An 18746-nucleotide genomic window follows, 5' to 3' on the forward strand; every position below is an offset into this window, starting at 1 on the left:
AGATGCTGCTCATAATGAAATCGGCGATCGCCTGGACCAAGAAGTAGTCGCATTAATTCAGGCTTGATGCAGTTGGTGAGCAGCTTTGGCAACTAGATAGACCAGGGGCGATCGCCACTGCACGGTTTTTCCTTGCAACTGCCGCTGGCAACTCTGCTGAATCGTGGCAATATCCTTGTCAGATAAGTGCTCTGCCAGCTGATCTCGGTAGCTAGGCGGAGTGCCCCCCATTGCAAACCACCGCTGTAGCAGCGCAGAAGACACATAGATACTGCTGTGCAAAACATCTTCGGTGAGCTGAACAGTAAAACCTGCTTTGAGAAAGAGGGTTTCTAGAGTGTCGGCCTGCCAATTAAAGCGAGGGTCACTGGTAGAGTGGGCGATCGCATCCTCCGCCTGGTGCCAGCGCTTGACCAAAGCCTTACTCAAGCTCGCAACATCCACCAGGGCCGAAATCCGCTGGCTGTGGCGGGGAATAGTTTCGGCCAGTACCACCACGCCATCGGGAGCTAGCAGGTGTTGCACAATCTCGATAAATCGGTCTCGGTTCACCACTTGGCCAAAGGCATTGCGGCCCACAATCCGCTCAAAGCTAATCCCTGGCGTATGGGCGGCGAGGTAAGCCGCCAGCGCTTCGTAGTCAGCATGCACAAACACGGGACGGATCAATTCGGGCAGCTGGGCAGCCTGTTCCTCTAGAGCGGCCTGGTCTTGGGCGGTGTGCACGCGGGCATAGACGCCGCCCTCGGGCACCTGACGCAGAGCCTCCCAGGTGAGCAGCCCCGTGCGGGCGTTGAGGTCGAGAATGCGGTGATGGCGCTGAGGTGAGGCCAGGGCAAAGATGCGATCGCGCACTGCCCCCAGCTGCTCGCCCGCCTGGCTGAGGGTGCGCTGTAGCCAGCGATCGCGAGCCGGGTCGTCGGGGCTGTAGGTGAGCGCTTCGGGCAGCGTACCACCGCCGTCAACCATCGCCGCCAACTGGGCCTCGCGCCGCTGGGCCACCTGGGTCTGAATAGTCGCCTCATAGCCCTGGGCCGACGGCTGGTAAAACACCTGCCCCTGCAAGCCGCTGGGCAAATACTGCTGCTCGACCCAGTGGTCGCGGTAGGCGTGGGGGTACAGGTAGCCTTTGCCGTGGCCAAAGCCTTTGCTGTCGCGATTGCCGTCTCGCATGGGATTGGGCACCTCGCGCTCGCGCTCCTGCTCGATGGCGGATAGGGCATCGAAAAAGCCCATGGTGCTGTTGGACTTGGGAGCGGTGGCCAAATACAGTGTTGCCTGGGCTAGGGGATAGCGGCCCTCGGGCATGCCTACCCGGTCAAAGGCGGCGGCGCAGCTGGTCACAACCGTCACAGCGTGGGGGTCGCCTAGGCCAACGTCTTCACTGGCCAAAATCACCAGGCGACGAAAGATAAACCGGGGGTCTTCGCCAGCGTAGACCATGCGGGCCAGCCAGTAGAGCGCCGCATCGGGGTCAGAGCCGCGCACGCTCTTGATAAAGGCGCTGATGGTGTCGAAGTGGGCGTCGCCCTCTTTGTCGTAGAGCACCGCCCGCTGCTGAATCGATTCTTCCGCCACATCCAGGGTGATTTGGATCTGGCCCTGCCCGTCGGGGGGCGTGGTTTCGACCGCTAGCTCCAGGGCGTTGAGTAGGGCGCGAGCGTCACCGTTAGCCACGTTTACTAAATGATCCAACGCAGCTGGTTCAAGCTGAATGAGGCGATCGCCGTAGCCCCGCTCCTTATCTGCCAGCGCCTGCTCCACCACCCGATACAGATCCGCCGACTCCAGCGGTTTTAGCTGAAAAATGCGCGATCGGCTGACCAGCGCCTTGTTGACCTCGAAGTAGGGGTTCTCCGTCGTCGCCCCAATCAAAATCACCGTGCCGTTCTCCACCCAGGGCAGCAGCGCATCCTGCTGGGCCTTATTGAAGCGGTGCACTTCATCGATAAACAAAATTGTGCGTCTGCCGTACTGGCCGCGCAGGTCTTGAGCCGAGGCGATCGCCTCGCGAATATCCTTCACCCCTGCCAGCACCGCATTTAGCGCAATAAAGTGGGCGCTAGTCGTGTTGGCAATGATCTGGGCTAAGGTAGTTTTGCCCGTGCCCGGCGGCCCAAAAAAAATCAGCGACGACAGCTGGTCGGCCTGAATTGCACGGCGCAGCAGTCGCCCCGGCCCCACCACGGCATCCTGACCAATAAATTCGTCCAGCGTTCTAGGCCGCAGCCGTGCCGCCAGGGGGGCATCCTGGCCAATCTGCTCCTGGCGGCTGTGGTCAAAGAGATCCATGCGAGGCAGGGCTAGCGAAACACCCCGGACGGCGATCGCGCCGCACCGTTGCTCTATGGTACCGCTGGGACTATGGGCTAGGACTCAAATCGGTGGGCAGTGCATTGCCGCTCGGTAAATTTTTTGTTTTTGCAGCGCGTCACTTGGGCCGAATAGGCAGAGCTGCGCCCTTGACGCTATGCGCCCTACGGCTGATTCGATGGGGCGGCGTGTAGCTGAAGCTCAATGCCGAATTTGCTACCCAACTCGATGACTTCGTCGGCAAAGGTGTTAGCTGCTGCTACTCCCCCAGCAATCATTGAGGCCGCTGTTAGAAGGGCCGTCAATCGCTTTTTTAGTCGAGGTATGCTGCGCTGGTCTGCGGGCTTTTGGATTTCGGCTTCAACATCGTCAATGTCAATGATGATGTCTTCTTGCACAGCGGGGGGCAACTGAACGGCGGTGTCGCGCAGGCTAGCAATGAGTTGTAGCAGCTCGGCGGTGGTAGTGCCAGTGGTTTGGGTAAAGCCGGTGGCGGTGACTTGGGCATTGCCACTGGCTTCGTTGACCACATTGCCAATATTGCCACCGTTGACCTGGGTGCCAATTTTTTGACCCATTACTTTGTCGCCTGCAATGTTGTCGCCGCTGCCGTGCTGGTAAATGGTGTTTGCCATGGTCAAAGCCTCTAAAGAAATGCGATCGGGAGCGTAATGGAGCTTGAGCAGTTGGCTGGTGTGTAGAGGCACCATGGCATAGGTTTGGCCGTCATCGTCGCTAAAGTCTACTTCGTAGACATCGGGGGCCAAGCTCTCGACTAAGGTGCCGACTTGGCCCGCAGCTAGGTTATTAGCAGGCAAGTCTTCTTTGAGAGCAACTACATCTAGCAGTTGAAATTTCGTTAGATCGCTGACCATGGGCATCACCTCAAAATGTAGCAACTCACAAGCCGAGGAAAGGTCTCGTCGGGGCGAATGATCCAAGCGGTACGAACAATCGCGGTGTTTTGGTTCCGGGTGAGTGGGAAATCAACAATGTAGCGCTGGCCATACTCGTCGGCCATACCGAGAACCGCATCGTACTGCTGAAGTGAACGGAGAATAAAAACCCTGAGCACCTCTACATCGCTGGTGGTTAACCCTAAGATAGCGGCAAAAAGGTGGGCCTTGTGTTTGCCCCGAGAGTGAGTGGGGTTAAGGCTGTAGTCTCGCAGCTTCTCCAGATCGATGTAGACTGCACCAGCATTGGGGAGTTTCATTCAGAGGCAGGGGTGTTTTTGTCGCCCTGCACCAGGTCGCCTGCTACATTGTCGCCGCTACCATGCTGATGGGTAGTGCGGCTGCCCTGGTAAATGTGAATATCTCCATAGCGTTCTTCCATATCGAGGCCGCGTTCTTTAAGGTCGGGCTGACGGCGGGCTTCTACAGGTTCGTAGCCGTCGAGGATCTGTCGCAGGTTGAGGCGCAGACGTAGTTTGCCGATAGTGACGGTCTGTTCACCCATGCCCTCCAGTCCCAATAGTTCTTGGTAGTCAAGGGGGGGATGGTCGGGGTGGTCGGGGACGGGCACCCATTCGGTGACTTCTAAATCGGCAAAGCTTTTGTGGATTTTGGTGAAGGTGTCGCGGATGAGGGCCAGAAAAACGCGGCGGGTGGTTTCGCGACCATTGATAGAGATGAAGATCTTTTTGTCTTCGGGGTCGGCTTTGACGCGGGCAATGTTGCAAACTTCGTCGCCTTCGTAGTAGGCCAACATAACGCCGCTGCGCCAGCAAGTTTGGCTGTGGATCTTCTCGTAGCTGAGCACGATAAACCGCGACAGCACGCTCTCGGGCAGAATGCGGTAGTGGTACTGAAACTCTAGGGTGTCGCCCTCTAGCCCGATATCTTCTGGTTCGTCTTTGGGTAGCAGGCCGGGGATGAGAAAGCGGGGGCAGGGGCAGTCGGGCAGCTCGAAGCAGAGCTGAAATTCCTGCATGAGTTCGGTGAGGTAGCGGTGGCGATCGCCGGGGTAGCGCTGGGGGTTAAGCACCCGGCTAAGATCGTCGTAGGTGAGAATACCTTTGCTTTTGGTTTTAAGGGTTTCGTCGCTGAGCAGAGCGTAAATGCCCTCGGTAACCCAGGCGGGGTTGAGGACGTTGGTATTTTGCAAAAAAGAATGGTCGCGAAAGTTGAGCACCAGGCCCAGGTTGTGGAGCAGGTCGATGAGTTGGGTCTGGTTGTGCTCTTCTGGAATTTGGTTTTGGTAGCAAATGCCAATGTATTCGCTGTAGCTAATAAAGTCTTTGTCGAGGGCTTCGAGCTGTTCTTTGACCTCGAACCAGGAAAGAGGCAACAGGTTGTAAACATCGTGGAGCTGGCCGACTTCTTTGGTGATCGCTTCCTGTAGCTCCTCAATGCCGTCGCCGCTCTGGCAAGAGGTTTCGAGAATGGCGCGAATGTTGGGGTATTTCTCTCGCAAGGCTTTGCGGTTGATGTCGAAAGGTTGCTCGTCTTTTTTGTTGCCGACAATGATGACTGGCGACTCGCTGCCAAAGCTCTGGATCAGCTTTAGCCAATATTCAATGCGGTTTTCGTCTTCGCTGGTGCGACAGTTGCAGACCAGCAAGTAGAGGCTGCGCTTGGTGAGAAAGAACTGGTGTGTGGCGTGGTAGATCTCCTGTCCGCCAAAGTCCCACACGTTGAGGCGTACATCTTTGCTGTTGACGTGGATACCCCAGGTACAAACGGTGAGGCCATCGGTTTGGGGCTCGCTGGGGTTATAGGTGCCTTCCATTAGCTGTTTGACTAAGGAAGTTTTGCCGACGCTGCCCTGGCCTACCAGTAACAGCTTGGCTTCGTTGAGGGATTTGACCTCGCCGCTGTAAAGTCGTTTTAGATAGTTGAAAAGATCTTCAATGTTGCCCGGATCTTCGTTGGACTCTGCGAAACCAAGCACCTCTGGAGAGATGGGTAGGGGATTGCGGCGCAGATCAAGACTTTTCAGCTTTGGGAGCGTTGCCAACCACTCGGGACAGCGTTCGATACGATTACCTTCTAAATCCAATACCTCTAGATTAGTGAGTTTCTCAATTGACTTTGAAATCCTTGCGATTTGATTTTCGTTAAGCCAAAGTGTTGTCAGACTAACAAGTTTACCTACGCACTCTGGAATTACCTTTATCTGATTTTTCATCAGGTCAAGGTGTGTTAGATTGACAAGATTTCCGATCTTACTAGGAACCGTCATAAGTCGATTATCACCAAGCCGAAGTATCGTAAGGTTTGAAAGTTGACAAACGCACTCCGGTATGGCCGTAATTTGGTTTCTAGAGAGAGCAAGTATTGTTAATTTTTTGAGCTGCCCAATGCACTCCGTTATGGTTGTAATTTGATTGTCACTAAGCCAAAGTGTTTCCAGGTTTTCGAGTTGGCCAATGCACTCTGGAATGGTCTTGATTTGATTATTAGCAAGCATAACTTCGGTCAAGTCAGAGAGCTGTCCAATACAATCCGGAATAGCCGTTATTTGATTGCTATGGAGCCACAGCTTAGCCAGGTTTTTGAGTTCGCCAATGCAATCTGGGATAGCCGTAATTTGATTGTCATAGAGCCCTAGTACCGTCAGGTTTTTGAGTTCACCAATGCAATCCGGAATAGCCATGATTTGATTGCTATAGAGTCCGAGCACCGTCAGATTTTTGAGTTCGCCGATGCAATCCGGAATGGTCGTGATCTGATTGCCAGAAAGACCCAATTTAGTCAGATTTTTGAGTTCGCTGATGCAATCCGGAATGGTCGTGATCTGATTGCTATAGAGCCATAGTGCCGTCAAGCCTTTGAGTTCGCCAATGCAATTCGGAATGGTCGTGATTTGATTGCTAGAGAGCCCTAGCACTGTCAAATTTTTAAGTTCGCCAATGTATTCCGGAATGGTCGTGATCTGATTGCAAGAGAGCCACAGTTTTGTCAGATTTTTCAGTTTGCCGATACAATCCGGAACTTCGGTTAAATTGATTGCAGCCGCCCAAAGTTCCCTCAAGCTTTGAAGTTGAGGTAGCCATTCTGGCAAGACTCCTAGGGGATTTCCGCTAACATTAAGTTCTTTGAGCTGTTGTAGATTTGAAATTATCTCCGGCAACTCGGTTAAGTGATTGGTAGAGAGCTGTAGTATGGGTGTGTCAACGTCGTCCGAGGATTCCCACTTTGTCACCTTTCCCAAAATCAGCGTTTCTAGCTGGGTGAGTTTGCCAATTTCGGGGGGCAGCTCTGTCAACCCTTGGCCGGAGAGGTCTAGCTCTGTCCAGCCCTCGGCGGCGGCCTGGTCGATGAGTTGCAGCAGCTCGTCTTGGGTCATGGCGATTTTAGATTGGCGATTTTAGATTTTGGATTGAGTGGGCGGGGGTCTCCCCTTTTATAGCCGCCATTTGGGTGGAGTGGACAAGTCACAAGGTTGTTGTTAGAAAGTTGGATATCCGTAGGGTGGGTTAGGCAGCCGCCTTACCATGCCACCACCCTTAAACGTTTTGCCCTGCCGTAACCCACCACCTACCCGCATAAAGCAGCCTGGCAACCACGGGTAAATAAGTCAACTATGTCGATGGTCAATAAACTGCCGCTGAACCGCAACGCACCCACCCACAACGAGAACCTCGTTGTGGGTGGGTGCGTGCGTTAATTGAACCCATTGATGGCTAAAGCCTTAACCGCGAGCCCGTTCTAGCAAAATCATCATGATTAGGCTGAGCAACACCTGGGTTTCTTCCTGGGGCGACAGTTGATCGATTGGCTTAACAATGAACTTGCGAGACAAAAACGATGGCTGCTTTTCGAGGCGCATCACTACGGTGCCATCGCTGCGTTTTACCAGGTATTTAGGATTGAGCACATAGCCACTCAAGGCTCCTAGAATGGGCACTTCTTGAAACAGCGAATCTAGCACTTTCACCCAGGGATTTTCTTCCTCGATGTGCAGGTTGCTGCTGGCATGATCAAACACATCGTAGTGGGCTTTCCAGAGCGATCGCATGCCCTTCCGCTTGACGCCGCCGATTACTGCACCATTGCTATCGGTGAAGTTGTAGCGAGCCGAAAAATCAATAATGCGATCGGCTTTGATGTCATAGAGCCTTCGAGTTTGGGCTTCATCCGCAAAAACACCGATCGCTTCTTTTAGCTTAAATAACTTCTGCTTAACAAAGAACACAACTTTGCCGTCAGCATTGGTAACGGTGATCTTAGGCGCAATTGTCCAAACCTTAAAATTAATCTCTAAGGGATATTGCATACCTGATAACAGCTCCGGATTTTAGACAGTAGTGCTCTCTAGTAATCCCCTGGTTAGGATGCAAATATCAACCCCAAAAGAGCAGTGGCGTAAAGTTAGTATTTCTTAAGTGTTTGATCTAAATGAGTTGGCAGCCACCTGAGATGGGGTATGCCGTGCGATCGCAAAAATGGGCAAGAGATTTTCTCCCCTTGCCCATCGGTCAGTCAATTGTCTTGCTCGCTCCTAACCAGCCAGATACGCCTTTAAATCATGGCGGGCGTAGCGGAGTTTCTTAATCGCGTCGCGCTCGATCTGGCGCACTCGTTCACGGCTAACGTTGAGCTGCTGGCCCACCTTCGAGAGCGACAGACCTTCCCCAGTGCCCAGGCCGAAGCGCAGCACTAGCACCTCTCGCTGCTGCGGCGTTAGACGATCGAGAATGCGAAAGATGTCCTGCTTGAGGCTATTTTGAGCCGCGTATTCTTCAGGCGATCGCCCCTGCTCATCCTCTAACATGTCGGCCAGCTCGGTGTCGCCCTTGTCGCCCACCAAAGCGTTTAACGACATGGGCTGCTGCGACTGCGACAGAAACTGACGCACCTGCACCAGAGGCATATCGAGGTAGTTGGCTACTTCTTCAAGGTTAGCGGTGCGCCCCAGCTCCTGGGCTAGATGGCGCTGGGCACGCTTGATCTTAGTCAGCTTCTCAAAAATGTGGATAGGCAGGCGAATGGCGCGGCTTTTCTCTGCGATCGCCCGAGTTACCGCCTGGCGAATCCACCAATAAGCATAGGTTGAGAACCGAAAACCCTTGGTGGGGTCAAACTTTTCGACGCCCCGCTGAAGACCCATGGTGCCTTCCTGCACCAAATCCATCAGATCCAGGTTGCGTTTGGTGTACTTTTTGGCAATCGAAACCACTAGGCGCAGGTTGGCTTCCACCATGCGGCGACGAGCGGCCTCTCCAGCAGCGATCTGCTGATGCAAATCAGCAACCGATATCTGAGCCGCCGAGGCCCACTCGTCTTCCGAAGGCTCACGCCCCAAAGTGTCTGTCAGTTGAGTCGATATATCAGTGAGATGATTTAGCTGCTGCACATGCTTACCCAACGAAATCTCTTCGTCGCGGGTCAGGCGGGGAATGCGGCCAATTTCCTTCAGGTATGCCTGAACGGAATTGCTAGAGGTAGAGATAGCTTGAGCCATGGGGAAATCACTAGTGGCAATCGACTTACCTGCCACTATGACAAGGGTTGCTATTCCATGCCTCTACCCAAGGGGAGGAAGGCTAAGAATACCTTAAGAGCTACAGTTAGCGCCGTCGTACTGCACCTGCACCGGCAGCCAATGGGCCCGAGGGTTGGGCCTTGGGTCAGTCTGAGGTTCAAAGCGCTGCTGCAACGCCAGCTCTAGAGCTTTTTCGTCTAGCACTGTATATCCTGTGCTATCTAGCAGTTCTGGATCCTCAACGAGTTCACCCGTAGGCCCCACAACCACTACAACCACTCCTTCAGCGGGCGGTGGCACTAGGCAGGTAGTAATGGGATAAGTGACTCGTATAGGGGCAAGTTTGCCTCCCAGTTCGGGAATCTCATCACTGCTTAACCCCTGGCTAGCCTCATCTAGCCAATTTGACAGTTCATTGAAGTAAAAGGACTGTTCGTTAGATGTCAGTGACTTAGCCAGGGCGTTGAACTGATACTGCTCTGGATCACGCAGGCGATCGTCAAGGGTCGCGGGCAGTGGTTCTGGGGGTACCGGCTCTAGATTCGCAACCTCGGTGGGTGGGGCAGGCGGCGTAGCCTCTGCGGGCTCCACCGGAGTTGGCAAGGGGGCCGGAGGTGGAGAAACCGGCGGGACGGAGCGGACAACGGGCGGCGCTTTGGGCGGGGGTGATTGGGACGGCGGAGGGGCTGGGGCAACCGCAACAGTTTCGGCAGGTTTAACAGCCGCTGGTAGCCGCAGCACACCCACAGTCGCTGCCGGAGCGGTAATTTCGGTCAAACTCTCTGGCAAACTCTCTGGGGCCTCTGGGCTAGACTCGGGCATCGGCCAAGCCAGCAGCACGCCGTGCAGCCCGATGGAGAGCAGCGCCAGCAATCCACCCCCCGACCACCGGAGAGAGCGCTTACCCACCCTGAGTTTGAAAGGAAACGTTATGCCCATGCCCGTTTTTCTGCGCCGGTAAATATTAGCGTTTGACGTTCTAAAGGTGGCACATGTTTTAGATAGTGTTATCAGTGGGCAGACAGTTTTTATATTGTCGTGATTTGCCACTACGCTAGGGCTGTCGAGGCTCTGCCCACAAAGGCTCAAAACAATGCGCCGAAAAGACTTGACCCTACTCACGGCTAGCCTGCTGCTGGTGATAACGGCCATCCTTTTAATCGCCCTGGAGCCCCGTCAGTTATCCGCTGCTCCATCCCCCGAGGCCAGTGCTGTGACCACCCGACTTTTGACCGATCCATTTTTGCAGTACCCTATCCCCGGTGCGGTGCGAGTGGTGTGGTTTACCGAGTTTGAGGGGCAGGACCACCAGGTGCGGTGGGGTTCCCCCGGTCAATCACCCGAAGCTAATTTACCCAATCGAGCCCTGGCCACTACCACCCAGCTGGCCCAAACCCGAGAAGACACTCAGTCTCGAATTGATCACCCCAATTTTGCTGAGCTACAGCAAACTGTCATACGCCCGATTTGGCGGCACGAGGCCACTGCAACAGGGTTGCCCCCAGGGCAACGGTTGCCCTATCGGGTAGCCAGCACTGGCCCCGATGGCACCGTGGTCGAAAGCCGCACGTTTACCCTGGCTGGAGCCCCCGCAGTTGGTCAGCCCACCAGGATTTTGCTCACCTCCGATCACCAAAACTTGCCGATGGTTGCCGCCAATCTGCAAAAGGTGGCAGAAACCCTGGGTCAAGTAGATGCAGTGTTTTTTGCGGGCGATCTGGTCAACATTCCCGATCGCGCCTCCGAGTGGTTTGACGACAGCCGGGGCTGCGGCTTTTTCCCTTGTTTGCAGGGCAATACTTCCTACGCGCTAGAGCGCAATGGCCGCACCACCCGCTATCGGGGCGGCGAAATCATTCAGCACGCGCCGCTGTTTCCGATTTTGGGCAACCACGAGGTGATGGGCCGCTTTGCCGCCACTGCTCCCCTGGGAGAGCAGTTTAATCAGGCCATACCGCGATCGACTGCGGTAGAGCTTTATGAGGCCAATGCCGACCTGTTTAACCCCGCTGGCGACCCCGCTCTGCGTCACCAGTGGATTGTCGACAATTCCTTCAACAGCGACACCTACGAGGCTCTGTTTAGCCTGCCGGTTACCCCGGTGCCCAACCGCGATCGCCCCGAAACCACCAGCCGCTACTATGCCGTCACCTTTGGCGATATTCGCCTGGTGTCGCTCTATGTCACGCAGATTTGGCGACCTTACAACATCAACAACACTACCCGAGGCCGCTACCAAGAGCGTGAGGCCGATCTGGGCACGCCGCAGAACTGGGGCCACGGCCAGCATATCTTTGAGCCGATTGAGCGGGGCAGCTTGCAGTATCAGTGGCTAGAGCAGGAATTGGCCAGCGAGGCCTTTCGTCAGGCGAAATATAAGGTGGTGATGCTGCACCACCCGCCCCACACCCTGGGCGACAACATTGTGCCCGCTTTCACCAACCCGGTGCGCCGCTACGATCGCGACGATGCTGGCCGTCTCACCGCCGTGCGCTATGAGTATCCCCGCGCCGACGACTACATTGCCCGCGACCTGGTGCCCCTGCTAGAGCAGGCCGGGGTAGACCTGGTGTTCTATGGCCACTCGCACCTCTGGAACCGCTTTGTGTCGCCCCAGGGCACCCACTACCTCGAAACCTCGAACGTGGGCAATTCCTACGGCGCGTTTTGGAAGGATAAATCTCGCCCGGTACCCCCCGAGGCGCTCGAGGGTTCGGCTGTGACCTATTCCTCCAGCGACTATTTAGCCCAGGGCGACCCCAATGGCCTGGAGCCCGTGGTGCCCACGATCGCCCCCCTGCGGGACGATAGCGGCAATCCGCTGCCCTACCTGGCCAGCAATGACCTCACGGCCTTTAGCGTGTTTGACACGGGCACAGGAACGATAAGCAGCTACTACTTTGATACGCGGGAGCCGAACTCAGCGGTGGTGAAGTTTGACGAGTTTGTCGTAGGTAGGTGAGTGGGTGGGTAGGTGAGTAGGCCGGTGGGATTGTCTATCTTATAAAGTGTTGGCGGCGTCAACATCTCGGTAAGGTTCAGTGGCGAGAAAGTGGCCAATGAGGTAGAGCGAGCCGCAGAGCACCTTGAGCTGAGCTGGGGACTGGGCGATCGCCATCAACCCATCCCTAAGAGAATTGTGGATTTCGCACTGGGCCAGCTCAGGGCAGACCGATCGCGCGATCGCCGCCAGATCCTCCGGTGCTGCCGTCTCGTGCCCCGGCACCGGCACCAGATGCAGGGCATCCCCTGGCCGCAGCAGAGCGGCAAAAATATCGCTGTGATCCTTGGTCGAGAGCATTCCCATCAGCCACGCTGTACCGACTGGGTTCCCCGGCTGGTCTGCCCACCAACTATCCACATACTGACGCAGTACCTTGGCGGCGGCGGGGTTGTGGGCACCGTCAATCAGCAGCAGGCATCCTAGCGAGTCCTCTCCCCAGGTCACCCACTGCAAGCGTCCGGGCCAGCGAGCATTGGCCATGCCCTGGGCGATCGCATCGTCAGAAATGTGCCAGCCCTGGGTGCGCAGGGTGAGTAGGGTGGCGATCGCGATCGCCGAATTAGTTAGCTGGTGCTCGCCCAAAAGCGCGAGGGGATAAGAAATTGCTTCATCACCATTCCCATAACGGACTGTCCCAGCCTCCAAGGGAACCGCCGGTACAGCCCACACTGCCGGGCAACTCAATTCTGCCAACCGGGCCTGCACCACAGCTTCCGCTTCGCTAGGCAGCGGCCCCACCACAGCGGGACGCCCCGGCTTTAGCACCCCCGCCTTTTCGCGGGCAATGTCGGCCAGGGTGGGGCCGAGGCGCTGCCAGTGCTCGCGGCTGAGGGAGGTAATCACGCTCACCAGGGGCGCATCCACCACGTTGGTCGCATCCAGCCTGCCCCCCAGGCCCACCTCCATCACCGCCACATCTACCCCGGCCTCCGCAAAGTGCAGCCAGGCGGCGGCGGTAAACACCTCAAACTGCGTCGGTGAGGGTTGGGCTGGATCAATAGCCACCACCACCTGCTTGAGCCGAGTGACCAAATCCTCAGCTGCAATAGGTTCCCCGTTGACCTCAATGCGCTCGCGCCAGCTCACCAGGTGCGGCGAGGTGTAGCGCCCCACCCGATACCCCGCTGCCCCCAACACCGCCGCCAGGTAGGCGCACACCGACCCTTTGCCGTTGGTGCCCGCCACATGCACTAGCGGCACCCGCTGCTGAGGACTGCCCAACGCCTCCAGCAGCCGCTGAATGCGCTCTAGCCCTAGCTCTACCCCAAACCGCCCAAAGGGGGCCAGAAGGCTCTCAATCTGTTGCTCTTGCTCGATCTGAGGCTGATACACAGGCAGTTCTCTCCGCCAGCGAGGGATAGGGTAGCTGGGCCATTAAGCATCTTAATGGAACATCTCATGAAACATATCAAGGGCGATCGGATTCTCAATCGGTTACCCAGCAATGAGCGGGCATAAAAAAGGCGCAGCCTAAGCTGCGCCGAATCGAGGCATTGGCGTCTAGGCCGGGGCTACACGGCCTCGGTGTTTTTCTCGCCGGTGCGGATGCGGATGATCTCATCTACGGGGCTGACAAAGATTTTGCCGTCGCCGATTTCGCCAGTGCGGGCGGCAGAAATAATCTTGTCAACCACGGTATCGACCTGGGCCTCTTCGACCACAATTTCAATCTTGAGCTTCTGGAGGAATTCAACGGTGTACTCTGAGCCTCGGTAGCGCTCGGTCTGTCCTTTTTGGCGACCAAAGCCGCGCACCTCCGAAACGGTCATACCCACAATACCGGCATTGACCAGGGCAATCTTGACCTCGTCAAGCTTAAAGGGGCGGATAATAGCTTCTATTTTTTTCATAGATCAAACCAGGGTGCTTCAGCGGATATCTCTTAGCTTCGGTCTATGTGTATCGGGCTTGACCCCTACAATACTGTATCGCCAGCTACAAAAAGTCAGGTAAGCAAAGTCAAAGCGGCTAGAAAAGCAAGCTATAGACGGTAATTCAGCGTTCTAACGAGAATTGCTCAGCAGCGGCTTCATAATCAAGAAACCGGCCCCAAAAGCACTGATCACGATGAGCAGGATGGTTGCAGCCAGCCACAGCCCGCTCAAGTCTGACGACTTCTGGCTGAGCTGCCCAGGACGGCTAGCATCAATGCGCTCTTCGGTGTAAAAGCGCTGGGGGGCTGCCTGGGGGCGCTTGGGCGGCATTTTGGGCGCTTTTTTCGCCTTTGGCTTCACCATTTGGGTGAGCTGGCTGGCCAGGGTCGAAACCCCTTCGCCCACCGACTCTGACAGCCGTTCTGGCAGAGAAGCCGAAGGCTCTTCAGCCATGGGGTAAGTCGCGGCCATTATTGAGGTCTCAATGCCCAGAGAGGTCGGGACAGGGCGGACGATGCTCTCTGGCTCGATCGCCTGGGGTTGACTGACCTCGATCGCCTGCTTGAGTCGGGCCGCCGAGTCCGCAAAGCGAATCATTTCCTGGCGCAGCACCTGGTTTTGCTGGGTGAGCTGCTGATTTTGCTGGGTCAGTGAATCGACCATGCCCTGGGTGGCGCGCAGTTCGGTGGCCAGCTCGCGGTACACCGAAATCGGCACCGAAGGAGCCTGACGGCTGCCCTGGGGTGCTTCTGGGGCCACGGCTCCAGAGTAAGCAGATTCGGGAGAATAAGGTACGTTCATGATGACGGTAGAAGGGGCGTTTAAGAACGAAAAAGAAGCCTGAAAATTGGTCTGCCCAAGGGTAGTTCACATTAGAGCAATTGCACCAGTTTTAGTCAAGAAAAGTTTTGGCGCTAACAAATTGGCAGGGCTGAAGGGTAGCCTGGATTGGGCTAGGGGTGAATGACTGTTTGCCCTTACGAGAGGTGTTGAATTTTGGGTTCACACCTGTATCCAGCAGTCCTATAAGTTCCATTGTGGACAGCGGATTTTAGCAACTGTCTCACCCTAGCAGTAGATTCAACTGCCCGAGGGTGCAGGAATTTGAGCCAGACTCGGAGTTCGACTGGCAAAACCTCCCGCTTGAAGCCGATACTTTACAGGTATAGCTTTTCCTAGGCTAGGCCGCTACAGAAGGCTCCAGGGCGGCGGCTAGGGCAGCGCTGTCGGCCACAAAGCCAAAGCACTGGTTGACGTTATAGACCGTGGCCTGGGCGCAGTAGTCGGGCGAGGTGGTGGCGCTACAGTCGCTCAGCAAAACGCAGTCGTAGCCGAGAAAATTGGCGTCTTGCAGGGTGGCCATAACGCACTGATCCACATTCACTCCAGCGAAGAGGAGAGTGGTTTTACCTAAATTGCGCAAGATGCTGTCTAGGGGCGTGTCCCAAAATCCGCTCATACGGTACTTATCGACCCAAATGTCTTGGGGCTGAGCTTCTAGCTCATCGACCACAGCCGCCGCCCAGCTGCCTTTGGTAAGCACGGGGGCACCGTTGGCGGGGAGCGGGTCGCCAAGTCCCACACCGGCCCCGCTGGGGTTATAGACGTGGTGGAGGCCAGCGCTCAGGTTGAGGCGATCGCGGCGGTTGCCCCAGTTGACCCACACCACCGGCACCTGAGCCGATCGCAGTTTAGGCAGCAGAGTTTGCAAGGGCTGAATTGCCTGGCGGGCCGGGTTAACGTCAACGCCAATGCTGGCTAGCCAGCCGTTGGGATGGCAGAAATCGTTTTGCATGTCGATGACCAGGCAGGCGGTTTTGGTCAGGTCAAACTGCACCTGTTTAGTCTGGGTGACGAGGGTGGTCAGCCGAAGCGGGAACGCTTGACGGCTAATGTCAGCCACCTGCTCGTTGACCCACCAGGCGTTGGGTGGGTGACCTAAAGGACGCAGCTTTGAGACATCCATGGGGTGACGCTGAGAGAAGTGGGATGCAACCTTATCTCACCTGGAGGGCCAGCACCGCTAGCACCGCTGTTACCGCATAGGCCACCGCGACAACTTGAATCTCAGACCAGCCCGATAGCTCAAAGTGGTGGTGGAGTGGAGCCATCTTAAAGAAACGCTTGCCGACGCCGTCGGGGCCTTTAGTAGCTTTGAAGTAGCCCACCTGAATGATCACCGACAGGGTTTCGGCAAAGAACAGGAGAGTTAGCACCAGCAAGGCAAACAGGTTGCCGCTGAGAATGCCCACGGCTCCTAAGGCCGCACCCAGAGCTAGAGAACCCGTGTCGCCCATAAACACGCGAGCGGGGTTGTGGTTGTGCAGCAAAAAGCCCAAGCAGGCACCGGCCATGGCGGCGCAAAACACCATCAGGTCGGGATGGGTGGGGGCAACAATGGCGGCTAGGCCCATGAAGGCGATCGCCCCAGTGCCGCCCATCAGCCCGTCGAGACCGTCGGTGAGGTTGGTGGCGTTGCTCTCGGCCACCAGCACAAACCCAGCCAGGGGCCAAAATAAGAAGCTGAGGGGTAGCCCTAGGCCCAGGGGCAGCGCCACGGTTGTAATGCTGGCGGGTTGACTGGTGAGCACCCAAAGGCAAAACAGCACTGCAACGGCAATCTGAAGCGCTAGCTTGGCGCGGGGCGAAATGCCCTTGTTAGAGCGCCGCTGAATCACCTGCCAGTCGTCAACCCAGCCGATCGCCCCGTAGGCCAGGGTGAGCAGCGATACGGCTACCGCATCGCGGGCAAAGCCGGTAGCCACTAAGGCAACCATGACCGCTACCGGCACAAAAAAAGCGCCACCCATGGTTGGAGTGCCCGCTTTTTTGAGATGGCCCTGGGGGCCTTCTTCACGAATAAATTGACCAGTTTTGAGCGCCCGCAGCAGGGGAACCGCCGAAAACCCGAGCAGGCTGCTGCCCAGAGCGGCCACAATAAAGGGAACAGTAATTGAGGCACCCAGGCTGACGGCGTTGCCTAGGGTTCCATCTAGCCCGACGGCAGCGGCGCTGAGCCCCAGACCCAGCAGCCAAAACAGCGTTTGGCCATTCAGGGATAGCCGCCCCGAGGCTAAAAACTTCGCATCCACAAACAATTCCTCACTTGCTTCACACCGCACACCATCAGGAGTCTACTGGATGATCTTCCAATTGACTACATTTAGCGCCCGGAAATAGTCAGGAAGCTTAAATGAATAGTCTCGTTTGGGAACGAAGTTTTACAACACTTAATGGCGTATTGATGCGACCTCCAGTTTTGCGGCCTCAGCCGATAGGGGCCGGCGTGTTCTCGCTAAAACCCCTTCGAGTTTCGCTACGCCCAGCGGCCAGATTCCCCTAATTACAGCGTTTTTTAGACGGGCTACACTTAGTCGTCGTCATCGTCGAGGGCGAGATCGGTATCGTCATCGTCCTCAAAGGCGTCGTCGTTGCCCATGAGATCGGAAATTTCCTCGTTTTCGGCCTCGTCGGGGATAGTCTCAACGACATCGCGGCTGCGCAGGCGACCGATACTTTCCAGCCAGTGCAAAATGGATGAGTCACCGTTGGAGGGCAAAATCGGTGCCTTGGCGTTGCGGGGCACCTGACGCAAGGACGGGTTGTAATACTTGTTAGACATAGCGGTGGTCTTGTACCGGTAACGAGGCAATATACAGACATTCCATCGTAGCAGAGACACTATTCTGCGGTGCCCGAAGTTTTGCCGTATTATGCCGGTACTGCTGTGGAGACTGGGCCATGTTGGGCAAAGCTGAGCTATTGGAGGCCGTGGCCCCCGTCAATCGGGGCATTAGCAGCAGCCCCAGCGATCGCACCGCAATTCAGGCGGCAGCCGCAACCCTAGAGGGCCGCAACCCTACCCCTAACCCGCTTCAGGCAACCGATCGCCTCAATGGTGACTGGCTACTGCTCTACACCACTAGCCGCGAACTGCTGAATATCGATCGCCTGCCTCTGGCCTCCCTTGGACCCATTTACCAGTGCATTCGCCTGGCCGAAAACCGGATTTATAACATTGCTGAGGTGAACGGGCCACCCCTGCTGTCAGGGCTAGTGGCGGTGGCCGCGACATTAGAGGCGGTATCTACCCAGCGAGTGAATGTGGGCTTTGAGCGAGGCGTGATTGGCCTGCGGCAGGCTTTGGGATACCAATCTCCGGCTCAGTTCATTGGGGCGATGCAAACTACGCCAAAATTCTCGCTCTTCCAGGGCATTGACTTTAGAATTAACCGCGATCGCCAGGCGGGCTGGCTCGAAGTCACCTACCTTGACGATGACCTGCGAATTGGGCGCGGCAACCAGGGCAGTTTGTTTGTGCTGCAAAAGGTTTAGGCGGGGCTAGGCCGCAGCTTCTACCGAGGCGCGGTTCGCTTCAACAATGGCGCAGCAGTCTGCTACCGGGGCGCGATCGCCCATGGCGGTCACCAGGGCGTCAAAGGTGTCGCGGTGCTTTTCAAGCAAAGTTTTGGCCTGGAGGGTGGCCCAGCGCTGTTTGAGGGGGGCTTCGGCGGGCGATCGCCCCAGCACCGTCCAAAACTTGCCTAGGGAGGCAGTATCGTCGCCGCCCCCCTGGGCATCGCCGTAGACCATCTGCTCGGCGGCAATGCCCGCCATACACACCTGGCAGTAGCGGTCAATGGTCTGGGGCGTGAGCCGGGCTAGGGCGGCTGGGTCACTGGGGCCAAACACCACGCCCCCCTGGCCAGGAATCCCCTGTTTCCAGGCCTCCCAGGTGTTAAGGGTGTAGGCTTCCACCGGAATATCGAGCAGCACCGCTGCCAGAAAGTGCCCGGCCTCGTGGTGCAGCACTCGCTGGCGGTGCTCAGGGGAAGCCCAGGCCACCGTATCCATCAAAATGTCGCCGATGCGGCCACTCAAGCCCAGCTGATCGACCGCAAACACCCCCAGCCCCACGGCGGCGAACACCGCCACTACGGCAGGCGACAGGTTGATCAGCGGCCCCAGCAGGCTGGCCATGGTCACCCCAAAGATGACGACAGCAATGGTGTTGAGGGTGGTGTCGCGCATGCGGTCTCTCAGCGGTTGAATAATCACTCAAAAGCTCAGGCTGCCTTCGGTAGCCGGGGGCAAAAGCTCTGCTTTATGGTAGCGAGGATAGG

At 56.5% G+C, this 18746-nt stretch carries 16 protein-coding genes and 1 pseudogene; 2 read left to right on the top strand and 15 right to left on the bottom strand.

Translation table 11 applies throughout. The features are described 5' to 3' along the window. Nucleotides 1–57 precede the first annotated feature (57 nt). From H6G07_RS16440 to H6G07_RS16470, 8 genes and pseudogenes are all read right to left on the bottom strand, one after another. Nucleotides 58–2292 carry an AAA family ATPase gene (locus H6G07_RS16440; protein WP_073609493.1) on the bottom strand — a complete coding sequence of 745 codons (2235 nt, stop codon included), beginning with the start codon at nucleotides 2290–2292 and terminating at the stop codon, nucleotides 58–60. Nucleotides 2293–2477: 185 nt separating this feature from the next. Continuing rightward, a complete protein-coding gene (locus H6G07_RS26940; RefSeq protein WP_084173316.1) occupies nucleotides 2478–3188 on the bottom strand; it encodes a DUF4926 domain-containing protein in 711 nt (236 codons plus the stop codon). Between the two features lie 5 nt (nucleotides 3189–3193). Continuing rightward, entirely contained in the window at nucleotides 3194–3529 is a 336-nt protein-coding gene (locus H6G07_RS16450; RefSeq protein WP_073609491.1) for a DUF6883 domain-containing protein, read from the bottom strand. Beyond that, on the bottom strand, nucleotides 3526–5208 hold the full coding sequence (locus H6G07_RS26945; protein WP_244901942.1) for a COR domain-containing protein: 1683 nt from the start codon (nucleotides 5206–5208) through the stop codon (nucleotides 3526–3528). Before H6G07_RS26945 ends, H6G07_RS16450 begins: the two co-directional genes overlap by 4 nt. A 27-nt stretch (nucleotides 5209–5235) precedes the next feature. Further along, a pseudogene (locus H6G07_RS27120) lies at nucleotides 5236–6606 on the bottom strand (leucine-rich repeat domain-containing protein); the annotation flags it as partial. Between the two features lie 345 nt (nucleotides 6607–6951). Beyond that, nucleotides 6952–7536, bottom strand: coding sequence for an LURP-one-related family protein (locus H6G07_RS16460; protein WP_073609489.1), 585 nt, complete (start codon nucleotides 7534–7536; stop codon nucleotides 6952–6954). Between the two features lie 225 nt (nucleotides 7537–7761). Beyond that, a complete protein-coding gene (locus H6G07_RS16465) occupies nucleotides 7762–8724 on the bottom strand; it encodes an RpoD/SigA family RNA polymerase sigma factor (protein WP_073609488.1) in 963 nt (320 codons plus the stop codon). Nucleotides 8725–8817: 93 nt separating this feature from the next. Then, the gene (locus H6G07_RS16470; protein ID WP_139297094.1) at nucleotides 8818–9684 is read right to left on the bottom strand and encodes an energy transducer TonB; all 867 of its coding nucleotides are present in this window, start codon (nucleotides 9682–9684) and stop codon (nucleotides 8818–8820) included. A 154-nt stretch (nucleotides 9685–9838) separates the two neighbouring features. Between H6G07_RS16470 and H6G07_RS16475 the strand changes: the two genes are divergently transcribed. Beyond that, nucleotides 9839–11707, top strand: coding sequence for a metallophosphoesterase family protein (locus tag H6G07_RS16475; RefSeq protein WP_073609486.1), 1869 nt, complete (start codon nucleotides 9839–9841; stop codon nucleotides 11705–11707). Nucleotides 11708–11746: 39 nt separating this feature from the next. On the opposite strand, the gene H6G07_RS16480 is transcribed toward H6G07_RS16475, so the two are convergent. From H6G07_RS16480 to H6G07_RS16505, 6 genes are all read right to left on the bottom strand, one after another. Continuing rightward, entirely contained in the window at nucleotides 11747–13081 is a 1335-nt protein-coding gene (locus tag H6G07_RS16480; protein ID WP_244901940.1) for a bifunctional folylpolyglutamate synthase/dihydrofolate synthase, read from the bottom strand. Nucleotides 13082–13260: 179 nt separating this feature from the next. After that, nucleotides 13261–13599, bottom strand: a complete 339-nt coding sequence (locus tag H6G07_RS16485) for a P-II family nitrogen regulator (protein ID WP_073609484.1) — start codon at nucleotides 13597–13599, stop codon at nucleotides 13261–13263. A 153-nt stretch (nucleotides 13600–13752) separates the two neighbouring features. Beyond that, nucleotides 13753–14424 (bottom strand): hypothetical protein, encoded by a 672-nt coding sequence (locus tag H6G07_RS16490; protein WP_073609483.1) that lies wholly within the window; start codon nucleotides 14422–14424, stop codon nucleotides 13753–13755. Between the two features lie 379 nt (nucleotides 14425–14803). Continuing rightward, nucleotides 14804–15589 (bottom strand): cysteine hydrolase family protein, encoded by a 786-nt coding sequence (locus tag H6G07_RS16495; RefSeq protein ID WP_073609482.1) that lies wholly within the window; start codon nucleotides 15587–15589, stop codon nucleotides 14804–14806. A 31-nt stretch (nucleotides 15590–15620) separates the two neighbouring features. Continuing rightward, nucleotides 15621–16715, bottom strand: a complete 1095-nt coding sequence (gene mraY, locus H6G07_RS16500; protein ID WP_073609519.1) for a phospho-N-acetylmuramoyl-pentapeptide-transferase — start codon at nucleotides 16713–16715, stop codon at nucleotides 15621–15623. 278 nt (nucleotides 16716–16993) lie between these two features. Continuing rightward, on the bottom strand, nucleotides 16994–17245 hold the full coding sequence (locus tag H6G07_RS16505; RefSeq protein ID WP_073609481.1) for a DUF3134 domain-containing protein: 252 nt from the start codon (nucleotides 17243–17245) through the stop codon (nucleotides 16994–16996). A 119-nt stretch (nucleotides 17246–17364) separates the two neighbouring features. On the opposite strand from H6G07_RS16505, the gene H6G07_RS16510 reads away from it, so the two are divergent. Next, on the top strand, nucleotides 17365–17958 hold the full coding sequence (locus tag H6G07_RS16510; RefSeq protein WP_073609480.1) for a PAP/fibrillin family protein: 594 nt from the start codon (nucleotides 17365–17367) through the stop codon (nucleotides 17956–17958). A 6-nt stretch (nucleotides 17959–17964) separates the two neighbouring features. On the opposite strand, the gene H6G07_RS16515 is transcribed toward H6G07_RS16510, so the two are convergent. Continuing rightward, the gene (locus H6G07_RS16515; protein WP_244901939.1) at nucleotides 17965–18681 is read right to left on the bottom strand and encodes a M41 family metallopeptidase; all 717 of its coding nucleotides are present in this window, start codon (nucleotides 18679–18681) and stop codon (nucleotides 17965–17967) included. Nucleotides 18682–18746 lie beyond the last annotated feature (65 nt).

The sequence above is a fragment of the Phormidium tenue FACHB-1052 genome, from assembly GCF_014696675.1.
Lineage (GTDB): Bacteria > Cyanobacteriota > Cyanobacteriia > Phormidesmidales > Phormidesmidaceae > Nodosilinea > Nodosilinea tenuis_A.